Source organism: Enterobacter cloacae complex sp. 382A5 (assembly GCF_050031095.1).
GTDB lineage: Bacteria > Pseudomonadota > Gammaproteobacteria > Enterobacterales > Enterobacteriaceae > Enterobacter > Enterobacter cloacae.
Genome location: NZ_JBLGVK010000001.1, coordinates 1829371 through 1848255, shown reverse-complemented (window position 1 = coordinate 1848255; position 18885 = coordinate 1829371). Strand labels below are relative to the sequence as shown.

18 protein-coding genes are annotated in these 18885 nt (G+C 59.0%); 8 read left to right on the top strand and 10 right to left on the bottom strand.

The genetic code is table 11. The features are described 5' to 3' along the window. Window positions 1-3 precede the first annotated feature (3 nt). The 4 genes from astB to astC are packed head-to-tail and all read right to left on the bottom strand — an operon-like array spanning window position 4 to window position 5051. Entirely contained in the window at window positions 4-1329 is a 1326-nt protein-coding gene (astB, locus tag ACQG2G_RS08735; RefSeq protein WP_348595872.1) for an N-succinylarginine dihydrolase, read from the bottom strand. Next, on the bottom strand, window positions 1316-2803 hold the full coding sequence (astD, locus tag ACQG2G_RS08730) for a succinylglutamate-semialdehyde dehydrogenase (RefSeq protein WP_348595873.1): 1488 nt from the start codon (window positions 2801-2803) through the stop codon (window positions 1316-1318). Before astD ends, astB begins: the two co-directional genes overlap by 14 nt. Continuing rightward, window positions 2800-3834 (bottom strand): arginine N-succinyltransferase, encoded by a 1035-nt coding sequence (gene astA, locus ACQG2G_RS08725; RefSeq protein WP_014831525.1) that lies wholly within the window; start codon window positions 3832-3834, stop codon window positions 2800-2802. The genes astD and astA overlap by 4 nt, the downstream gene beginning before the upstream one ends. Continuing rightward, on the bottom strand, window positions 3831-5051 hold the full coding sequence (gene astC / locus ACQG2G_RS08720; RefSeq protein ID WP_029882003.1) for a succinylornithine/acetylornithine transaminase: 1221 nt from the start codon (window positions 5049-5051) through the stop codon (window positions 3831-3833). The genes astA and astC overlap by 4 nt, the downstream gene beginning before the upstream one ends. 433 nt (window positions 5052-5484) lie before the next feature. Between astC and xthA the strand changes: the two genes are divergently transcribed. From xthA to ACQG2G_RS08690, 6 genes are all read left to right on the top strand, one after another. Beyond that, entirely contained in the window at window positions 5485-6291 is an 807-nt protein-coding gene (gene xthA / locus ACQG2G_RS08715; RefSeq protein ID WP_226836218.1) for an exodeoxyribonuclease III, read from the top strand. Between the two features lie 6 nt (window positions 6292-6297). Beyond that, window positions 6298-6981 (top strand): TVP38/TMEM64 family protein, encoded by a 684-nt coding sequence (locus ACQG2G_RS08710; RefSeq protein ID WP_013097034.1) that lies wholly within the window; start codon window positions 6298-6300, stop codon window positions 6979-6981. A 15-nt stretch (window positions 6982-6996) separates the two neighbouring features. Further along, complete coding sequence (locus ACQG2G_RS08705) at window positions 6997-8157, top strand: ABC transporter substrate-binding protein (protein ID WP_369706185.1); 1161 nt, start codon at window positions 6997-6999, stop codon at window positions 8155-8157. After that, entirely contained in the window at window positions 8130-9659 is a 1530-nt protein-coding gene (locus ACQG2G_RS08700; RefSeq protein WP_226836215.1) for a thiamine ABC transporter permease, read from the top strand. Before ACQG2G_RS08705 ends, ACQG2G_RS08700 begins: the two co-directional genes overlap by 28 nt. Beyond that, a complete protein-coding gene (locus ACQG2G_RS08695) occupies window positions 9659-10279 on the top strand; it encodes an ATP-binding cassette domain-containing protein (RefSeq protein ID WP_038419146.1) in 621 nt (206 codons plus the stop codon). Before ACQG2G_RS08700 ends, ACQG2G_RS08695 begins: the two co-directional genes overlap by 1 nt. Before the next feature lie 73 nt (window positions 10280-10352). Further along, window positions 10353-11660 carry a sulfurtransferase gene (locus ACQG2G_RS08690; protein WP_348595875.1) on the top strand — a complete coding sequence of 436 codons (1308 nt, stop codon included), beginning with the start codon at window positions 10353-10355 and terminating at the stop codon, window positions 11658-11660. On the opposite strand, the gene ACQG2G_RS08685 is transcribed toward ACQG2G_RS08690, so the two are convergent. Beyond that, the gene (locus tag ACQG2G_RS08685) at window positions 11657-12274 is read right to left on the bottom strand and encodes a CDP-alcohol phosphatidyltransferase family protein (RefSeq protein WP_014831518.1); all 618 of its coding nucleotides are present in this window, start codon (window positions 12272-12274) and stop codon (window positions 11657-11659) included. The two genes, ACQG2G_RS08690 and ACQG2G_RS08685, sit on opposite strands and share 4 nt — an antisense overlap. Next, window positions 12267-12836: a carboxymuconolactone decarboxylase family protein gene (locus tag ACQG2G_RS08680; protein ID WP_348595876.1), complete on the bottom strand. Its 570-nt coding sequence runs from the start codon at window positions 12834-12836 to the stop codon at window positions 12267-12269. Before ACQG2G_RS08680 ends, ACQG2G_RS08685 begins: the two co-directional genes overlap by 8 nt. A 75-nt stretch (window positions 12837-12911) precedes the next feature. Here ACQG2G_RS08680 and ACQG2G_RS08675 point away from each other — a divergent pair, with 75 nt between their 5' ends. After that, window positions 12912-13328, top strand: coding sequence for a pyrimidine (deoxy)nucleoside triphosphate diphosphatase (locus ACQG2G_RS08675; RefSeq protein WP_045295809.1), 417 nt, complete (start codon window positions 12912-12914; stop codon window positions 13326-13328). On the opposite strand, the gene ACQG2G_RS08670 is transcribed toward ACQG2G_RS08675, so the two are convergent. Beyond that, window positions 13288-13560 (bottom strand): YnjH family protein, encoded by a 273-nt coding sequence (locus ACQG2G_RS08670; protein ID WP_013097042.1) that lies wholly within the window; start codon window positions 13558-13560, stop codon window positions 13288-13290. The two genes, ACQG2G_RS08675 and ACQG2G_RS08670, sit on opposite strands and share 41 nt — an antisense overlap. Window positions 13561-13788: 228 nt before the next feature. On the opposite strand from ACQG2G_RS08670, the gene gdhA reads away from it, so the two are divergent. Beyond that, entirely contained in the window at window positions 13789-15132 is a 1344-nt protein-coding gene (gene gdhA, locus ACQG2G_RS08665; RefSeq protein ID WP_100168559.1) for an NADP-specific glutamate dehydrogenase, read from the top strand. 58 nt (window positions 15133-15190) lie between these two features. On the opposite strand, the gene ACQG2G_RS08660 is transcribed toward gdhA, so the two are convergent. The 3 genes from ACQG2G_RS08660 to ACQG2G_RS08650 all read right to left on the bottom strand — a co-directional run bounded on the left by ACQG2G_RS08660 (window position 15191) and on the right by ACQG2G_RS08650 (window position 18814). Beyond that, window positions 15191-17098, bottom strand: a complete 1908-nt coding sequence (locus ACQG2G_RS08660; RefSeq protein ID WP_038979877.1) for a DNA topoisomerase III — start codon at window positions 17096-17098, stop codon at window positions 15191-15193. 4 nt (window positions 17099-17102) lie between these two features. Then, window positions 17103-18146 (bottom strand): selenide, water dikinase SelD, encoded by a 1044-nt coding sequence (selD, locus tag ACQG2G_RS08655; RefSeq protein ID WP_014831513.1) that lies wholly within the window; start codon window positions 18144-18146, stop codon window positions 17103-17105. A 116-nt stretch (window positions 18147-18262) separates the two neighbouring features. After that, entirely contained in the window at window positions 18263-18814 is a 552-nt protein-coding gene (locus ACQG2G_RS08650; protein WP_048971532.1) for an NAD(P)H nitroreductase, read from the bottom strand. Between the last annotated feature and the right edge of the window lie 71 nt (window positions 18815-18885).

Genomic DNA, 18885 nt, shown 5'->3' with positions numbered 1-18885 from the left:
CCTTTAGCGCTGGAACGGGTAAACCGAACCCAGTTGCAGGATTGAGGTTAACGCGTCCAGCGCCTCGCGGCCTTCGCGCAGCAGCTGCGGGTCAACCAGATCGGCCTGCGTTAACCGGTCGCGATAGTAGCGGTCCACCCAGTCGTTCAGGGTGTTAAACAGCGTCTCATTCATCATCACTGCCGGGTTAACGGCCTGCATTTCGGCAGGCGTCAGGACCACGCGCAGGCGTAAACAGGCCGGACCGCCCCCGTTTGCCATGCTCTCGCGCAGATCAAAGACGCGCAGTTCCGCAATCGGGTTATCGGCTTTCACCAGTTCAGTCAGATAACGCCACACGCCCGGGTGATCGCTGGACTCCTGCGGCAGCACCAGCATCATGCTGCCATCGTCCCGGCTCAACAGCTGGCTGTTAAAGAGGTAGGTCTCAACCGCATCCTGCACGCTCACCGCCTGCGTCGGCACCTGAATCGGCGTAAACCCGGGCACGCGTTCATGCAGCGTGGCGAGGAGTTTCTCCTGATGGGCGAACGCCTGCTCGTGGCAGAACAGAAGCTGGCGGTTAGAGACGGCAATCACGTCGTTATGGAACACGCCCTGGTCGATCACATGCGGGTTCTGCTGGGCAAAAATCACCTGCGACGGATTGACCTGATTCAGACGCGCCACGGCCTGGCTTGCCGCCAGCGTCTGTCGGGCCGGGTAGCGGGTTGGCGCAGAGTGGCCACCCTCTTCCCGCCCGTAAATAAACAGCTGTAACCCCGGTTCGCCGTAATCGCCGCCCAGACGGTTATGGTTGGCAGCACCTTCATCACCAAACATCGCCACCTGCGGCAGAGCCGGATGGACAGCAAAATGGGCGTCATTATGGAAAATGGCGCGCAGCACGCGCTCCGTGGTCTCCGCTTCAGTGGCGCGGTGGAATTTGTTGTTCAGGTTCGCCACCGTCAAATGGACCTTGCCATCCAGCGTATCGGCAGAAGGTGCGACGGTCGCCGCGTTGGCCACCCACATTGAGGAGGCGGAACTCGCCGCCGAGAGCAGGTGTGGCGTCTGCGTTCCCGCTTTCTCCACCACCTGTTCATCAGTGCCGCTAAAACCAAGCTGACGTAACACCGCCACGTTTGGACGCTCCTGCGGCGGGATCACCGCCTGCGGAAAACCCGCGTCCGATAGCGCCTTCATTTTCAGCAGCCCCTGCTTTGCCGCCAGTTTCGGGTTGGAGACCTGAAAACGGTGTTTCGTCGAGGCTTCATTACCAAAGGAGAGCCCGGCATAGTGGTGCGTCAGTCCCACCAGGCCGTCAAAATTGACTTCACGCGCTTTCATGGCGATCTCCCTGACTAAAATCCAGACCCGGACTCAGCGTTTCCGGCAGCGTCAGCGCGGGTGTTTCCAGGCTCGCCATCGGCCACGCGCAGTAATCTGCGGCATACCACGCGCTGGCGCGATGGTTCCCGGAAGCCCCTACGCCGCCAAACGGGGCGGTACTCGCGGCACCGGTCAGCGGTTTGTTCCAGTTAACAATCCCGGCGCGCGCTTCGAGCAGCAGCTGATCAAACTTCTCGCGCTGCGGTGAAATCAGACCGCTCGACAGGCCGTAGCGGGTGTTGTTGGCCATCGCAATGGCACTGTCAAAATCGTCATAGCGCCAGACGCACAGCAGCGGCCCAAAGACCTCTTCATCCGGCACGTTGCTCGCGCCGCTCATCTCAACAATGCCTGGCGTCAGTAGCGACGTGCCCGGCTGAACCTGCTTCGGCTCCAGTAAGGTTTTCGCGCCGTGTGAGACATGGTCCTGCCAGGCTTTCAGAACGTTCAGCGCCGCCTGTTCGGAGATGAGCCCGCCGATAAACGGCTGCGGGTCGGCATCCCACGTCGCAGGCACCAGACGCGCGCTCACCTCAACCAGACGCCTGAGGAACGCATCGCCCTGCGCCCCGCGCTTCACCAGCAGACGACGTGCGCAAGTGCAGCGCTGACCGGCAGTAATAAAGGCCGACTGGATGGTCAGGTGGACTGCCGCGTCCATATCATCAGGATCTTCCACAATGAGCGGGTTGTTCCCCCCCATCTCCAGCGCCAGAATTTTTTCCGGCTGCCCGGCCAGCTGGCGATGCAGCTGATAGCCCGTCCCGGCGCTGCCGGTAAACAGCAGGCCATCAATATCACTTAACGCGCTCAGCGCCTGGCCGGTTTCGCGCCCGCCCTGCACCAGGTTCAGCACGCCCGGCGGCAAACCCGCCTGCTCCCAGAGCTTCACCACCACCTCACCGGTCAGCGGCGTTAATTCACTCGGTTTGAAAATGACGCTATTTCCCGCCAGCAGTGCGGGCACAATATGCCCGTTTGGCAGATGCCCCGGGAAGTTGTAGGGGCCAAACACCGCCAGTACGCCGTGGGGGCGATGGCGCAGCGTGGCCGCGCCGTCAGCCATTTCGGTATGCTGCTCGCCGGTGCGGGTATGGTACGCCTTTACCGAGATGGCGATTTTGTTGATCATCGCCGTCACTTCAGTCGCCGCTTCCCAGCGTGGCTTGCTGGTCTCCAGGGCGATCGTGCGGGTCAGCTCGGTTTTATTCGCTTCCAGCAGAGAGGCAAACTTTTCGACAATCCCCTGGCGCACGGTGAACGGCTGTTTCGCCCACGCCGGAAACGCGCGGCGCGCGGCGTGGCAGGCCTGTTCAACCTGCCCGGCGCTGGCATCATTACCTTTCCAGAGCACCTCGTTGCCGACCGGATTGGTCTTCACTCGCTGTTCGCCTTCGCCCGTTACCCAGTCTCCGTTGATCCATAAAGTCATGCTGTTTTCTCCTCAGGGCAGAGTCGCACCAGGCGAACCGTATCGCCGGCATTACATTTCAGGGCATCCAGTTCTGCAGCCGTTAGCACCAGACGTTCACATTTCGGGTTGGTACGCACCAGCATGGCGCGGAAGTTGGTGTAATTTTCGTTCGCCACCAGGCACGCCGGCCAGTCACCCGGCGCGGGCTGACCTTCAGAGACGTCAACCAGTCGGCTTTTACGGATCGCGCGCACGCGGTCGATGTCGCACTCCAGCGTCGGCCCGCCGTCAAAGATGTCGACATAATTACGGTAGCGGAAGCCTTCTTTCTCCAGCACCGCGCGGGCAGGCGCAGTTTGCGGATGGACTTCGCCAATCACCGCCTGCGCTTCCGGGGTTAAGAAATGGGTATAGATAGGGTGTTTCGGCATCAGCTCAGCGATAAACGCTTTCTGTCCGGTGCCGCACAGATAGTCTGCCCGGCTGAACTCCATCGAGAAGAAACGCTCGCCCAGGCTCTCCCAGAACGGCGAATAGCCTTTATCGTCGATCACACCGCGCATTTCAGCCACCACCTTTTCGTTAAAACGATCGCGGAAAGCGGCCATAAACATAAAGCGCGATTTGGAGAGCAGATACCCGTTGCCCTCTTTACGCCACGCCGGATCAAGGAACAGCGTGCAAAGCTCGCTGGCACCGGTGTGGTCATTACAGAGAAACAGCGTCGGCAGCGCGTTATAGACGTTCAGCTCTTTTGAGGCATGAACCATGGTGCCCACGCGGTAGTTGTACCACGGGTCATTAAGACCAACGGCCACTTCGATGGCGCAGATCCCGGCTACGGTCCCCGTGTCGGTATCTTCCAGCACGAACACATAGCCCTGTTCGCTTTTTGGCAACGTCCCCTGCCAGGTTTGCAGGGCGCGCTCAATGCGCGCCGACAGCGTTTTTTCATCGGCAGGAAGCGAGGTCAGCCCGCCCCCCGTCTTACCGGCAAGCTGCATGAGCCCGGCGAGATCGCCGCGCTCAACGGGACGGATGACCATCATGATGACACCCCGGATTTCACACGTTCACAGGCCAGCGCAAAACGGTCTAAACCGGTGCTCACCTCTTCCTCGCTGACAATCAGCGCAGGGGCAAAACGCACCACGTTGGCACCGGCAATCAGCACCATCACGCCCTGTTTCGCCGCTTCCTGTGAAATAAGTTTAGCTTTTCCGGCAAACTCCGGCGTCAGTTCGCAGCCAATTAACAGCCCCAGGCCGCGAATCTCTTTAAACAGACCGGTCTTGCTGTTAATGGCGTTCAGACGCTCCACAAACCAGTCGTGACGCTGTTTAACCCCCTTCAACACTTCCGGGGTATTGATGATATCCAGAACCTGTCCGGCCACGGCCGTTGCCAGCGGGTTACCGCCATAGGTGGTGCCATGCGTGCCCACGACCATTACGCTGGCGAATTTATCGGTGGTCAGCATCGCGCCAATCGGGAAGCCGCCTCCCAGCGCTTTCGCCGTTGAGAGAACGTCCGGCGTTACGCCGTAGTGCATATACGCATACAGCTCACCGGTACGGCCAACGCCGGTCTGCACTTCGTCGAAAATCAGTACCGCGTTATGACGATCGCACAGTTCGCGCAGCCCCTGCAGGAACGCTTTCTGTGCGGGCAGCACACCGCCTTCTCCCTGCATTGGCTCGACGATCACCGCGCAGGTGGTGTCGTCGATCAGCTCGCGGGCTGACTGCAGATCGTTATACACCCCGTGGCGGATATCCGGCGGCAGCGGCGCAAAGTCCTGCGAGTAGGACGGCTGCCCCCCTGCGCTGACGGTAAAGAGCGTGCGGCCATGGAACGCGTTCTTAAAGGCCACAATCCCGCTTTTGTGCACACCGAATTTATCGTGCGCATATTTGCGTGCCAGCTTCAGCGCCGCTTCGTTCGCCTCCGCGCCCGAGTTGCAGAAAAAGACTTTCTCCGCAAACGTCGCGTCGATCAGTTTTTTCGCCAGACGCAGCGCCGGTTCGTTGGTATAGCCGTTCCCGGTATGCCAGAACTTCGCCGCCTGGTCGTTTAACGCCTGGCGCAGCGCCGGGTGTGCATGGCCCAGCGCGTTAACCGCAATCCCGCCCGCAAAGTCGATATACTCTTTACCCTGCTGATCCCACAGGCGCGAGCCTTCCCCACGAACCGGAATAAAAGCCGCCGGAGCGTAAACCGGCATCATCCATTCATCGAAATTTTCACGCGTAATTGACAGAGACATAGCGACCTCATCCGGTAAATAAAAGGTTATTTGAATGTTAAATAATTGAGTGTTTGCACTGTGAATGTAGATTGCAGCCTTCGTGCCAGCCAGCGATAAAAATGCATAAACGGGTGGGGGTAACAGAATATCAATAAGTTACAATATGGAGTTATTCACTTTTAGTGCATAAAAAGTGAATATTTTTACGACAAGCGGCGCTTTGCCGCATGAAAATCAGAAAGAGTATGCAGAGGCCAAATATAATTCTGGAATTGTGATCGCTCGCGAAATTTATCGGCCATTTACGCCCCTTTTAAGGGCGAAGTGCGTCAGAATGGTGCAAATATTGCACCGTTGGCATTATCTGTCGCAGTTATTGGTCAATCCCCGTAACAGACGACGCAAATTCTGCTACCATCCATGCACTATTCACCTTGCACTGGCAGCGACTATGAAATTTGTCTCTTTTAATATCAACGGCCTGCGTGCCCGCCCTCACCAGCTTGAAGCGATTGTTGAACAACATCAGCCTGATGTGATCGGCCTGCAGGAGACAAAAGTTCACGACGATATGTTTCCCCTCGAAGAGGTGGTGAAACTGGGTTACAACGTCTTTTATCACGGGCAGAAAGGGCATTACGGCGTTGCCCTGCTGACCAAAGAGACGCCGGTTTCCGTCCGCCGCGGCTTCCCGGGTGATGGCGAAGAAGCGCAGCGCCGGATCATCATGGCGGAAATTCCTTCAGCGCTCGGCAATATCACCGTGATCAACGGCTATTTCCCGCAGGGGGAGAGCCGTAACCATGAGACCAAATTCCCGGCGAAAGCGAAGTTTTATCAGGATCTGCAGGATTACCTGACCACCGAACTGAAAAAAGAGAATCCGGTGCTGATCATGGGCGACATGAATATTAGCCCGACCGATCTGGATATCGGCATTGGTGAAGAGAACCGCAAACGCTGGTTGCGCACCGGCAAATGTTCATTCCTGCCGGAAGAGCGCGAGTGGATGGATCGCCTGCTGAGCTGGGGTCTGGTGGATACCTTCCGCACGGCTAACCCGGACACCCAGGATCGCTTCTCATGGTTCGATTACCGCTCAAAAGGCTTTGATGACAACCGCGGGCTACGCATAGACCTGCTGCTGGCAAGCTCCCCGCTGGCGGAACGCTGCATTGAAACCGGGATCGACTACGATATCCGCAGCATGGAAAAACCGTCGGACCACGCGCCGGTGTGGGCGAAATTCAAGCTGTAACCCCTTGTGAACATTCGAAAAATTGTCGTACTGTGCGCCCTGCTGGGCGCCTTTATGCTGACGTGGCTCACTCTTCCTCCGGGCACGCTCTCTCTTGAAACCGTCAAAACGCATCAGCAAACCTTGCTCGCCTGCGTCGAACACGCCCCGCAGCAAAGTGCGCTGATCTTTTTTGCGCTCTATGTGGTGGTTTCCGCCCTCTCTATCCCCGGTGCCGCGATACTGACCCTGCTGGGCGGCGCGCTGTTTACGCTGTGGAAGGGGACGCTGCTGGTGTCGTTTGCCTCCACGCTCGGCGCCACGCTCGCGATGCTCGCCAGCCGTTATCTGCTGCGCGACTGGGTTCAGAGACGGTTTGCCCAACAGATGAAAACGGTGAACGCGGGGATGGCGCGTGACGGCGCAGGGTATCTATTCGCCCTGCGCATGATGCCGTTGTTCCCGTTTTTTCTGGTCAATCTGCTGATGGGGCTGACCCGCATTGGGGTGCGTCGGTACTGGTGGGTCAGCCAGCTCGCCATGCTGCCCGCAACGGTTATCTTCCTCAACGCCGGCCGCGAGCTGGGAAAAATCACCTCGCTGCGCGATATTCTGTCGCCGGGCATGCTGTTAGCCTTTACACTACTGGGGTTATTACCGCTGATGAGCCGATGGCTGTTTTCCCGACTCCCCTCTTCGTTTAAAAAGTGAGGCATTATGCGCCGTGTGCGTTTTTGCGCGTTTCTGACCAGTCTGCTGCTGACCGCCCCTCTGTGTGCCGCCGACAGCTGGCACGTTATCCAACAACAGGCCAAAGGCCAGACCGTCTGGTTTAACGCCTGGGGAGGCGATCAGGCGGTTAACCGCTACCTCGACTGGGTCAGCGGCGAGATGAAAACGCACTACGCGATCAACCTCAACATTGTCCACCTGGCCGATGCGGCGGATGCGGTAAAACGGATCCAGACAGAAGCTGCCGCCGGGCGTAAGACCCATGGCTCGGTGGATCTTTTGTGGGTTAACGGTGAGAATTTCCGCACGCTGAAAGAGGCTAACCTGCTGCAAACCGGATGGGCACAGACGCTGCCTAACTGGCGTTATGTCGACACGGGCAAACCGGTCACGGAAGATTTCGCCCTGCCAACCGAGGGCGCAGAATCTCCGTGGGGTGGCGCGCAGCTCACCTTTATCGCCCGCAAAGCGAGCATGCCCACTCCGCCATCAGACCCGCAGGCATTACTGGCCTGGGCGCAGCAGCATCCGGGTAAAATCAGCTATCCTCGTCCGCCTGATTTTACCGGCACCGCGTTTCTGGAACAGTTACTTCTCACGCTCACCTCCCGGCCCGATGCACTGAAACGCGCGCCCGATGACACCTTTACACTGGTTACCGCGCCGCTCTGGGACTACCTCGACAAACTCCACCCGCTGCTGTGGCGAGAAGGAAAAGATTTCCCGCCTTCACCTGCGCGGATGGATACCCTGCTCGCCCGCGGCAGTCTGAGCCTGTCGCTGAACTTTAACCCGGCACATGCGCTGCAAAAAGTGGCCAGCGGTGAACTGCCTGCCGACAGCTACAGCTTTGGTTTTCACAACGGGATGATCGGTAACGTTCATTTTGTTGCCATCCCGGCGAACGCCAGCGCCAGTGCGGGGGCCAGGGTGGTTGCCAATTTCCTGCTCTCACCTCAGGCGCAAATCCGCAAAGCCGACCCGGCTATCTGGGGCGATCCGAGCGTACTGCAGGCGAACACGCTGCCCGCAGATGAAGCAAAACAGCTTCAGGCCCACACGCCACAAGGGCTTCCGCGGATGCTTGCGGAGCCACACGCAGCCTGGGTTAACGCGCTGGAGCAGGAATGGCTGCGTCGTTACGGCACCCGCTGAGCGCACTCATCTGGCTGGCGATGGCGGCAGTGTATCTGCCGCTTGTTCCCGCCGCCGCCATGCTGTTGACGCCGGCGCTGTCGGCAGGAAACTGGCAACGCCTGTTTGACGACCCGCAGATCCCGCAGGCGCTCGCCGCCACCCTGGTATCCACGCTGATTGCCACTCTCGGCGCCCTGTTTATCGCCCTGATTTTCGTCACCACGCTCTGGCCCGGTGAGCGCTGGCGTCGTCTGTGTACCCGTTTGCCGTGGCTGCTGGCCGTTCCCCACGTTGCATTCGCCACCAGCGTGTTGCTGACTTTTGCCGAAGGCGGCCTGTTTTATCAGCTCTGTACACGCTGCTCCCCGATGTTGGATCGCTACGGGATTGGGCTGGGGCTGACTCTCGCCGTCAAGGAGAGCGCCTTCGTGCTGTGGGCGATATACGCGGTGTTACCTGAAACCAGACTGGCCCGCCAGAATGTCGTGTTGCAAACCCTGGGATATGGGCGGATCCAGCGGCTGTGCTGGCTGGTGATCCCGGAGATCGCGCCGGCGCTGGGTGCCACAATGCTGGCGGTGCTCGCCTGGTCCCTCTCTGTTGTGGATGTCGCCATCATCCTGGGGCCGGGGAATCCGCCTACCCTGGCGGTACTGGCCTGGCAGTGGCTGACCCAGGGCGACGTGCAGCAGCAAACGAAAGGAATGCTGCTCTGCCTGCTGATGCTCGCGCTGCTGGCCGTGCTTTCGGCGCTGGGGTTCGGTATCTGGAAGGCGTGGCGTCGCACGTTGCCTGCGCTGACAGGGGTGCGACGCACGTTCCCCCTCGCGCCGCCCGCCCGTATGCTCAGCGGAATCCTCCCCGCATGCGGCATGCTTTGCGCCGGAGTGCTGCTGATGTTGGCCCAGTGGGATGATGTTAGCGCCGTGCGTGCCAGTTTATCGTTCGGCCTGCTTGCCAGCCTGATAGGCCTGATCATGATACTGCTCTGGCTGGAATGGGGGCCGCGGCGTGGTGCGCTGTGGGTCTGGCTCCCTCTCGCCCTTCCTGCGCTGCCGTTGGTTTCCGGGCAATACAGGGTGGCGTTATGGCTGGGTATCGACGGGCAGTACGCCGCCGTGCTCTGGAGTCATCTGCTGTGGGTGTTGCCGTGGATGCTGCTGATACTGCAACCCGCCTGGCGGCGCATCGATCCGCGGCTTCTCCTCACGGCCAGAACGCTTGGCTGGCGGCGGACAAAAGTTTTCTGCCTGATCAAATGTCCCCTGCTGTTGCGCCCCGCGCTGCTGGCGTTTGCAACCGGATTTTCGGTCAGCATGGCGCAATACATGCCAACACTCTGGCTCGGCGCGGGGCGTTTCAGCACCCTTACCACCGAAACCGTGGCGCTCAGCAGCGGCGGCAGCATCCCGATTCTGGCTAACCGGGCGCTGTGGCTTCTGTTGGTGACAGGGGCCGTCTTCGGCGTTGCCGCACTGTTATCCCGGCTCGCAGGCCATTATCGACGAGGATTACGTTAATGCTGAAGGTCAACAATCTCACCATTGCGCCGCTGTTCCGCGAGGTTAACTTTTATGTTCCTCGCGGTGAAATTGTCACCCTGATGGGGCCGTCCGGCAGCGGGAAATCGACCCTCTTCTCATGGATGGTTGGGGCACTGTCTGACGACTTTCAGGCGCAGGGCGAGCTGTGGCTTGACGATCGCCGCTGTGACGGGCTGCCTGTCGAGCAACGCGGGATCGGTATTCTCTTTCAGGACGCACTGCTGTTTGACCAGTACAGCGTCGGGCAAAATCTGCTGCTGGCGTTACCGGCGCGAATAACCGGACGCGCACGCCGGGAAAGGGTGCAACAGGCCCTGGATTCAGCCGGGCTAAATCGCCACTATGCCAGCGATCCGGCCACGCTGTCCGGCGGGGAGCGTGCAAGGGTGAGCCTGCTACGGGCTCTGCTTGCCGAGCCGCAGGCGTTGTTGCTGGACGAACCGTTTAGCCGCCTGGATAAATCACTGCGGTCGTCATTTCGGACATGGGTGTTTGATGCCCTGCGCGCACGCAATATCCCGGTGGTGCTGGTCACGCATGACGATGAAGATATTCCGCCGGGTGGCGAGGTGATTGAGATTTCTCGCTGGCAATAATGTGCTAACGCAATGTTTTACCTTTCAGGAGAGACGACAATGCCCCCCTCTTTTACTGACGTCAGGTTATTCGATGAAACGTGTTTCTCAACTGACCGCGCTGGCCCTGCTTTGCGGCCTCGCCTCACTCTCTTGCATGGCCGCTGATATGCCCCATTCGCTCACACTGGCTCAGCTTCAGGAACAGCACGGCGCGGCGATCGATACCCGTGCCAGTGCGTTTTATAACGGCTGGCCGCAAACGCTGAGCGCCCCCTCCGGGCACGAGCCCGCTGCGCTTAACCTCTCTGCCACCTGGCTGAGCTCGATGAGCGACGACCAGATTGGCCGCTGGGCAAAACAGCATCAGCTTACCCCCACAACGACTATCGCCCTCTACGGCAGTGACGCTGACAACCAGGCGGTGAGCGCCCGCCTGAAGAAAGCCGGTTATCCCCGGGTTTCCGTTCTCAGTGATGCCCTACAGTCCCCTGAGCGTCTGCAGCGCCTGCCGCACTTTGAACAGCTCGTTTACCCGCAGTGGATTTATCAGCTTTCGCAGGGCAAACCGGTGGCAGCCGCCCCGGCCGGTGACTGGAAAGTGATTGAAGCCGCCTGGGGTGCGCCGAAGTTCTATCTGCTGAACCACATTCCCGGCGCGGATTATATTGATACCAACGAAGTGGAAAGCGAGCCGCTGTGGAATAAGGTTTCTGACGACAAACTGAAAGCGATGCTGGCAAAACACGGGATCCGTCACGATACCACCGTCATTCTGTATGGTCGCGATGTCTATGCCGCCGCCCGCGTGGCACAAATTATGCTCTACGCGGGCGTGAAGGACGTGCGTATTCTTGATGGTGGCTGGAAAGCGTGGTCAGAGGCCAACCTGCCGGTGGAAAGAGGGATGCCTGCTGATGTCAAACCCGCTCCCGATTTCGGCGCGCCAATCCCCGGTCAGCCACAGCTGATGATCGATATGGCGCAGGCGCGCGGGATGCTGCATCGCCAGGATGCTTCGCTGGTCAGCATTCGCTCGTGGCCGGAGTTTACTGGCGAAACCAGCGGCTACAGCTACATCAAACCCAAAGGTGAAATTGCCGGTGCCCGCTGGGGTCATGCCGGAAGCGATGCCACCCATATGGAAGATTTCCATAACCCGGACGGCACCATGCGCAGCGCCGATGACATCGCCGCCATGTGGAAAAGCTGGAACATCCTGCCGGAACAGCACGTAGCCTTTTATTGCGGTACCGGCTGGCGAGCCTCTGAGGGCTTTATGTATGCCCGGGCGATGGGCTGGAAAAACATCTCCGTCTATGACGGTGGCTGGTACGAATGGAGCAGCCACCCGCAAAACCCGGTGTCGTCTGGCGAGCGCGGACCCGACAGTTCGCGCTAGGGCGTGAGTGAACGCAGCGTCAGATACCCGCTCCAGATGCGCGTTGTGGTGGTCAGCCAGCACAACGCGCCAAATACCCACGCGAGAAGCGTGAAGTGCGCCGGAAACAGGCAGCACAACACAAACAGCACGATGGTCTCCGTCCCTTCCGTTAATCCGCCGATATAGTAAAACGACTTGTGCGCATAGCCGGGGTTATCGATATTGTGTTTCGCCGCCAGAGCGGCAAAGGCCAGAAAGCTGCTGCCGGTTCCGATAAAGGCGAACAGTAGCCAGGCCGCGGCCAGCGCATTCTCAGCGGGAGCCGCGAGGGCAAAACCAAACGGCACCAGCGCGTAGAACAGAAAATCGAGCGCGATATCCAGAAACCCGCCCGCATCCGTCAACCCTCTGCGGCGTGCCAGTGCGCCGTCCAGGCCATCCAGCAGGCGATTAACCACAATGGCGACCAGGGCCGCCGGATACCAGCCAAGCGCCAGAAACGGTAGCGTCAGCACGCCTGCGGCAAATCCGGTCAACGTTAAACCATCGGGCGTGATGCCGGGTTTATCCAGCCAGGAGGCCAGCCGGTTAAGGGCGGGCTTTACCCGGGGATGAATATGTCGATCAAGCATGCGGCTTTCCTTTAAACGTGTCGCACAGTCCCTGAGCCGGGATATCCAGGGCGGCATTAAAGCGGGCCGAAAGGTTTTGAAACGCAATCAGCGCCGTCATTTCACTCATCGTCTCATCGGTAAAAAGGCGTTTAAGCTCGCGTTTAAGCGCCTCATCCACCTGCGGCGGCGTGGCGGTGACGGCCTCCGCGTAGGCCAGCGCCGCGCGCTCCAGCTCATTAAAAAGCGAGGCGTCACGCCACTGGCTCACGGCCTGCACTTTATCCAGCGCGCCCGCGCGTTCGGCCAGGCGCAGGCTGTTGGCATCAATGCAAAATGCACAGTGACAGAGCTGGGATACCCGCGTCATCAGCAGCGAGCGCAGCACCGGCGTCAGGCGGGCGTTGCGTCGCTCCAGAAACCCGACAAACAGCGCCACCAGCCAGAACAGGCGCGGCATACGTCCCCACCAGCGCGTGGGGTTAAGCACTGCGCCAAAGTGTTTTTTCTGCATGGCGGCAATAGGTTTGAGGCTGGCGGGAAGGGATTCAACCGGGGCAACCCAGGTGGATGTCTCTTTCACGTGATTCTCCTGATGACTGGACTCCTGGAAAGGGCACGATAATATGGTGTTTTTCGCTATCAAGTATTGACGACCATGCTGAAAACACTCGATGTCGTTGCGGCAATCATCGAAAAAGACAATAAAATTTTACTGGCGCAGCGCCCCATGCATGCCGATCAGCCGGGCCTGTGGGAGTTTGCCGGTGGAAAGGTGGAAGCCGGAGAAACGCAGCCCGAAGCGCTGATCCGCGAGCTGCAGGAGGAGTTGGGGATCCACGCGCGACCGTCGTACTACGTGGCAAGCCACCAGCGGGAAGTGTCACAGCGGTTAATCCATTTACACGCCTGGCACGTGCCCCACTTCAGCGGTGAACTAACGGCGCACTACCACAGCGCCCTGGTGTGGTGTACGCCTGAAGAGGCGTTTGACTACCCCTTAGCCCCGGCGGATATTCCGCTGCTGGAAGCCTTTATTCTTTTACGCGACGCCAGACCAGTGGATTCGTACTGATGGTGCGTTCATCGCGCTGGCACTGCAGCAGGATGCCGTCCGCTTTCACCACCGCCCCTTCTGAGTAGTTCTGGTCCTGATAGATGCAGCACTGGTTACAGGGCTGCGCTCTCTGGCCGCTGGAGCTAAAGACCTCCGGCGGTACGTTCACTTCCACATCCGGACGAATGCGGTCAGCCTGCGCGCCAGCGCTCAGCATCAAACATAACGCGGTCATCACGTAACGGTTCATAGACTTCTCTTCCTGTTGTGTCCTGATAATGACTATAACGGTTAATCATCGCGGAACCTTTAATTTATCTCGTCATCGCTTTTGGTTATGACGCCGCACTGGTCATTAATTTCCCTTTCGACATAAATTTCTGCTTGCTTCGCAAAGCGGTACGGGTGGTATAGTCAAAAAAACAACACAAATCGTATAAGACACATACGGAAATTATCATAAGAGGTTCTTATATCTATGGATCAGACACGCACTCTGGAAAGTTTTCTCACCCATGTTCAGCAGCGCGACCCGCATCAGAGCGAGTTTGCGCAGGCCGTACGTGAAGTAATGACCACCCTGTGGCCCTTCCTGGAACAAAACCCACGTTATCGTCAGATGTCTTTGCTTGAGCGCCTCGTCGAACCTGAGCGCGTGATCCAGTTCCGCGTGGCGTGGGTGGACGACCGCAATCAGATTCAGGTGAACCGCGCGTGGCGCGTGCAGTTTAACTCGGCTATCGGGCCGTTTAAGGGCGGGATGCGCTTCCACCCTTCAGTGAACCTGTCGATTTTGAAATTCCTTGGCTTTGAGCAGACCTTTAAAAACGCGCTCACTACCCTGCCGATGGGCGGCGGTAAAGGCGGCAGCGATTTTGACCCGAAAGGCAAAAGCGAAGGCGAAGTAATGCGCTTCTGCCAGGCGCTGATCACCGAGCTTTATCGCCACCTTGGCCCGGACACCGACGTCCCTGCCGGTGATATCGGCGTGGGCGGGCGTGAAGTGGGCTTTATGGCCGGAATGATGAAAAAGCTCTCAAACAACAGCGCCTGCGTCTTTACCGGCAAAGGACTCTCCTTTGGCGGCAGCCTGATCCGCCCGGAAGCGACCGGCTACGGTCTGGTCTATTTCACCGAAGCGATGCTGAAACGCCACGGCTTAGGCTTTGAAGGCATGCGCGTGGCGGTCTCCGGCTCCGGCAACGTGGCGCAATATGCCATCGAAAAAGCAATGCAGTTTGGTGCCCGCGTGGTCACCGCGTCTGATTCCAGCGGTACCGTCGTGGATGAAGCCGGCTTCACGGCTGAGAAACTGGCGCGTCTGTGTGAAATCAAAGCCAGTCGCGATGGCCGCGTGGCCGATTATGCCCGCGAGTTTGGTCTGACCTATCTTGAGGGTAAACAACCGTGGGGCGTGTCGGTGGATATCGCCCTGCCGTGTGCAACCCAGAACGAACTGGACGTTGAAGCCGCCCGCACCTTAATCAGCAATGGCGTAAAAGCGGTAGCCGAAGGGGCGAATATGCCAACCACCATCGAGGCGACCGATCTGTTCCTGGAAGCAGGCGTACTGTTTGCACCGGGCAAAGCCGCCAACGCCGGCGGCGTGGCAACGTCCGGTCTGGAGATGGCGCAAAACGCCGCGCGTCTGGGCTGGAAAGCAGAGAAAGTGGATGCCCGTCTGCACCACATCATGCTGGATATTCACCATGCCTGCGTAGAGTACGGCGGTGAGGCCTCGCAAACCAACTACGTGCGTGGTGCGAATATCGCCGGGTTCGTGAAGGTGGCGGACGCGATGATTGGGCAGGGTGTGATTTAAGGTTTATCGTGCGGCCGGGTGCCCTCTCCCACAGGGAGAGGGGAACAAAACGAGGGTATCAGGCCGCGCTCTTTTTCTTTTTAAACGGTTTCTTCGCACCACCACCCGGTGCCACCATTCCTCTGAACCGCTTCACCGGCGTGCTGCGCGCCTGATCGATCAGCTGGTACAGCGTCCCCACCAGCGGCTGCATAAAGTCCTGATAACGGCACTGTTTCTCGCTGATTTGCGTCAGCACCGATTCCCAGTGCGCCGTCATATCCGGCCTGGCGGCCAGCTCCGGCAGGGAGTGGATTAATGCCCTGCCCGGCTCGGTGGAGTGAATATAGCGCCCTTTTTTCTCCAGGAAGCCGCGCTTGAACAGCAGTTCGATGATCCCCGCGCGGGTCGCTTCGGTTCCCAGCCCGTCAGTGGCGCGCAGGATCTTTTTCAGTTCTTTGTCCTGCACAAAACGGGCAATCCCGGTCATGGCGGAGAGTAGCGTCGCATCGGTGAAATGGCGTGGTGGCTGCGTCTGGCGCTCTACCACTTCCCCTTTCTCACACAGCAGCTCGTCGTCTTTAGCCACCACCGGCAGCGGAGTACCGTCGTTCTCTTCGTCACGCTCTTTGTTGCCAAGCAGCGTACGCCAGCCCGCTTCCGCCAGAAAACGCGCTTTGGCAATAAATTTGCCTTTGGCGATCTCCAGCTCAATGACGCACTTGCGGAACACCGCGTCAGGGCAGAACTGCATCAGATACTGACGCGCGATCAGGTTATAGACCTTCGCTTCGTTCTCCGTCAGGTTGACGTTGCTGGCCCGCGCCGTCGGGATGATCGCATGGTGGGCATCGACTTTTTTATCGTCCCAGCAGCGGTTATGGGTATCCGGATTGACGACCGGCTGCGGCAGCAGATCCGGCGCATGCACGCCGATGGCGTTCATCACCGCGTGGCGTCCGGCAAAGTGTTCTTCAGGCAGGTAGCGGCTGTCTGAACGCGGATAGGTGATGAGCTTGTGGGTTTCGTAGAGCTTCTGGCAGATATCCAGCACGTTCTGCGCGCTCAGGCCAAAGCGCTTCGCGGCCTCAATCTGCAGGGCAGAAAGTGAAAACGGCAGCGGTGCGGGTTCGGATTCCCGTTTATCGTTATAGCTGGTGACGATGGCAGGTTGGCCGGTGATCCGGTTGACCACGTGCTCCGCCAGCGGACGATGCAGCAGACGGCCTTCTTCATCCTGATACGATTCGCAGGCATCGCTCGGCTGCCAGACGGCGGTAAAACGCTCCTCTTTCGGGGTGACGATGTGCGCTTTCACTTCGAAGAAATCTTTGGCAACGAAGTTTTCAATTTCTTCATCACGGCGCACCACCAGCCCCAGCACCGGCGTTTGCACGCGGCCTACGGAGAGTACCCCCTGATAGCCGGCATTCCGCCCAAGGATCGTGTAGGCGCGGGTCATGTTGATCCCGTACAGCCAGTCTGCGCGCGCACGGGCCAGCGCGGACACGCACAGCGGGATAAACTCGCTGTTGGCGCGAAGGCGCGAAATCGCCCGCTCCACCGCCTGCGGGTTGAGGTCGTTAATCAGGCAGCGCTGCACCTGCTGGCGTTTTTCCGGCGCCAGCTCCAGATAGTCCAGCACTTCATCCACCAGCAGTTGTCCTTCCCTGTCCGGGTCACCGGCGTGGACAACTTCAGACGCTTCATGCAGAAAGCGCTTAATGACGTTGAGCTGTTTGGTGACGGAGGGGCGCGGTTGCAGGCGCCATTTTTCCGGCACGATAGGCAGATCGTTGAGGTTCCAGCGGGCATAGCGGCTGTCGTAGACGTCTGGCTGTGCCTGCTCAAGCAGGTGACCAATGCACCAGGTGACCACCTGCCCGTTACCGCATTCAATAAAGCCGTCGCCTTTGCGATGCGGCTTCGGCAGCACATCGGCGATGGCACGAGCCAGACTCGGCTTTTCGGCAATAAACAACCGCATCGAATTAACGGATCTCAATCATCGGTCGGCCACCGCGCGCGGTCACCAGTTCGCCGATCGCCGTCAGGGTAATACCAAACTCGGCGGCCGTTGCCTGCACCTCGGCTTCTGACTCCGGCGTGACTGCCAGCAGCAGACCACCCGAGGTTTGCGGATCGCACAGCAGGTTACGCCACTCTTCAGGCATTTCGCCCATCAGATGACCATAGCTGGCAAAGTTACGCTGAGTACCGCCCGGCACGGCGCCCTGGGCAATGTACGCTTCCACGCCTGGCAGCTTCGGCACGTCCTGATACCAGACCTGCGCCTGCACACCCGCGCCCTGACACACTTCAGAGAGATGCCCCAACAGGCCAAAACCGGTGACGTCTGTCATCGCCTTCACGCCGTCGATATTGGCGAAAGCGGCACCGGCCAGGTTCATCTGGCACATCACTTCCGTTGCCAGACCTTTGTGTTCCGGTTTCAGCAGGGATTTTTTCTCGGCAGTGGTCAGTACGCCAATGCCCAGCGGCTTGGTGAGGAACAGCTTGCAACCCGCCTGCGCGGTGCTGTTGCGTTTGACGCGCTCGGTAGGCACCACGCCCGTGACCGCCAGACCGAAGATCGGCTCCGGCGCATCAATAGAGTGACCACCGGCCAGGGCAATCCCCGCCTGCTGGCAGGCAAAGCGTCCGCCCTCAATCACCTGGCGGGCTATTTCTGGCGCAAGGGTGTTGATCGGCCAGCCCAGAATCGCAATCGCCATAATCGGTTTACCGCCCATCGCGAAGATATCGCTGATGGCGTTGGTCGCCGCGATGCGCCCGAAATCGAACGGGTTATCGACAATCGGCATAAAGAAGTCAGTGGTACTGATAATGCTGGTGCCGTTACCCAAGTCATAAACCGCTGCATCGTCACGCGTTTCGTTGCCAACAAGCAGGTTCGGGTCGACAAACTTCGCCTGTTCGCTGTGCAGGATGGTTTCCAGCACTTTGGGGGAAATTTTACAACCGCAACCGGCTCCGTGGCTGTATTGCGTTAAACGAATGGTTTGCTCGCTCATGGACATCTCCTGTCAATGCAATCGCGCTATGGTAGCGCTCATTCCTTAAAGAGGTAAGTATGACTGTCTGAATTCTGCGGCAGATGCTCAGAATCCAGACAGTTTAGCGCGCGTTATCAGAAACGGCTGACGAAAGGCGTGGTGTCCGGCACGCTAATGGTGCTGGAGGCTTTAAGCTGAGGGGTGCCGAGATAGAGGAAACCGACGATTTTGTCATGCTCGCCGCAGTTGAGTCCGTCGCGCACCGCCGGGCTTTCAGTCAGTGGCCCGGTACGCCAGATACCGTTGAAGCCTTGTGCAACAGCGGCCATCTGCATCGCCATCACCGCGCATCCCGCCGACATCTCCTGCTCCCAGACAGGCACTTTATGCTCCGCCTGACACTTCGCCACAACGGCGATGATCATCGGCGCACGGAACGGCGCGTTACGGGCTTTATCGATCCCTTTCTCATCCTGAGCGGCGGCAACCGCCCCCTGCTCCAGCAGCTGGCTGAAGCGCTCGCGGCCTTCACCTTCAATAATAAAGAAGTGCCACGGCTGAAGTGTGCCGTGATCCGGCGCACGCATACCGGCACGCAGAATGTTCTCCAGCTGCTCACCCGCTGGCGCAGGTTCCGCCAGACGTGACGCGCTACGGCGGTTAACAAGCAGTTCAAGTGCGTCCATTGGTTAACTCCTTTCTTGAAATTTACTCACAAAATTAACACGACGGCAGATTTTGTTACAGCCTGGCAGGC

What these genes read in the sequence shown, in the direction of transcription:
- gdhA (WP_100168559.1), top strand. Translation starts at nt 13,789, where the DNA reads ATGGATCAGACACGCACTCTGGAAAGTTTTCTCACCCATGTTCAGCAG.
- astD (WP_348595873.1), bottom strand. Translation starts at nt 2,803, where the DNA reads ATGACTTTATGGATCAACGGAGACTGGGTAACGGGCGAAGGCGAACAG.
- ACQG2G_RS08690 (WP_348595875.1), top strand. Translation starts at nt 10,353, where the DNA reads ATGAAACGTGTTTCTCAACTGACCGCGCTGGCCCTGCTTTGCGGCCTC.
- ACQG2G_RS08675 (WP_045295809.1), top strand. Translation starts at nt 12,912, where the DNA reads ATGCTGAAAACACTCGATGTCGTTGCGGCAATCATCGAAAAAGACAAT.
- ACQG2G_RS08660 (WP_038979877.1), bottom strand. Translation starts at nt 17,098, where the DNA reads ATGCGGTTGTTTATTGCCGAAAAGCCGAGTCTGGCTCGTGCCATCGCC.
- ACQG2G_RS08670 (WP_013097042.1), bottom strand. Translation starts at nt 13,560, where the DNA reads ATGAACCGTTACGTGATGACCGCGTTATGTTTGATGCTGAGCGCTGGC.
- ACQG2G_RS08695 (WP_038419146.1), top strand. Translation starts at nt 9,659, where the DNA reads ATGCTGAAGGTCAACAATCTCACCATTGCGCCGCTGTTCCGCGAGGTT.
- astA (WP_014831525.1), bottom strand. Translation starts at nt 3,834, where the DNA reads ATGATGGTCATCCGTCCCGTTGAGCGCGGCGATCTCGCCGGGCTCATG.
- ACQG2G_RS08685 (WP_014831518.1), bottom strand. Translation starts at nt 12,274, where the DNA reads ATGCTTGATCGACATATTCATCCCCGGGTAAAGCCCGCCCTTAACCGG.
- xthA (WP_226836218.1), top strand. Translation starts at nt 5,485, where the DNA reads ATGAAATTTGTCTCTTTTAATATCAACGGCCTGCGTGCCCGCCCTCAC.
- ACQG2G_RS08700 (WP_226836215.1), top strand. Translation starts at nt 8,130, where the DNA reads ATGGCTGCGTCGTTACGGCACCCGCTGAGCGCACTCATCTGGCTGGCG.
- ACQG2G_RS08650 (WP_048971532.1), bottom strand. Translation starts at nt 18,814, where the DNA reads ATGGACGCACTTGAACTGCTTGTTAACCGCCGTAGCGCGTCACGTCTG.
- astC (WP_029882003.1), bottom strand. Translation starts at nt 5,051, where the DNA reads ATGTCTCTGTCAATTACGCGTGAAAATTTCGATGAATGGATGATGCCG.
- selD (WP_014831513.1), bottom strand. Translation starts at nt 18,146, where the DNA reads ATGAGCGAGCAAACCATTCGTTTAACGCAATACAGCCACGGAGCCGGT.
- astB (WP_348595872.1), bottom strand. Translation starts at nt 1,329, where the DNA reads ATGAAAGCGCGTGAAGTCAATTTTGACGGCCTGGTGGGACTGACGCAC.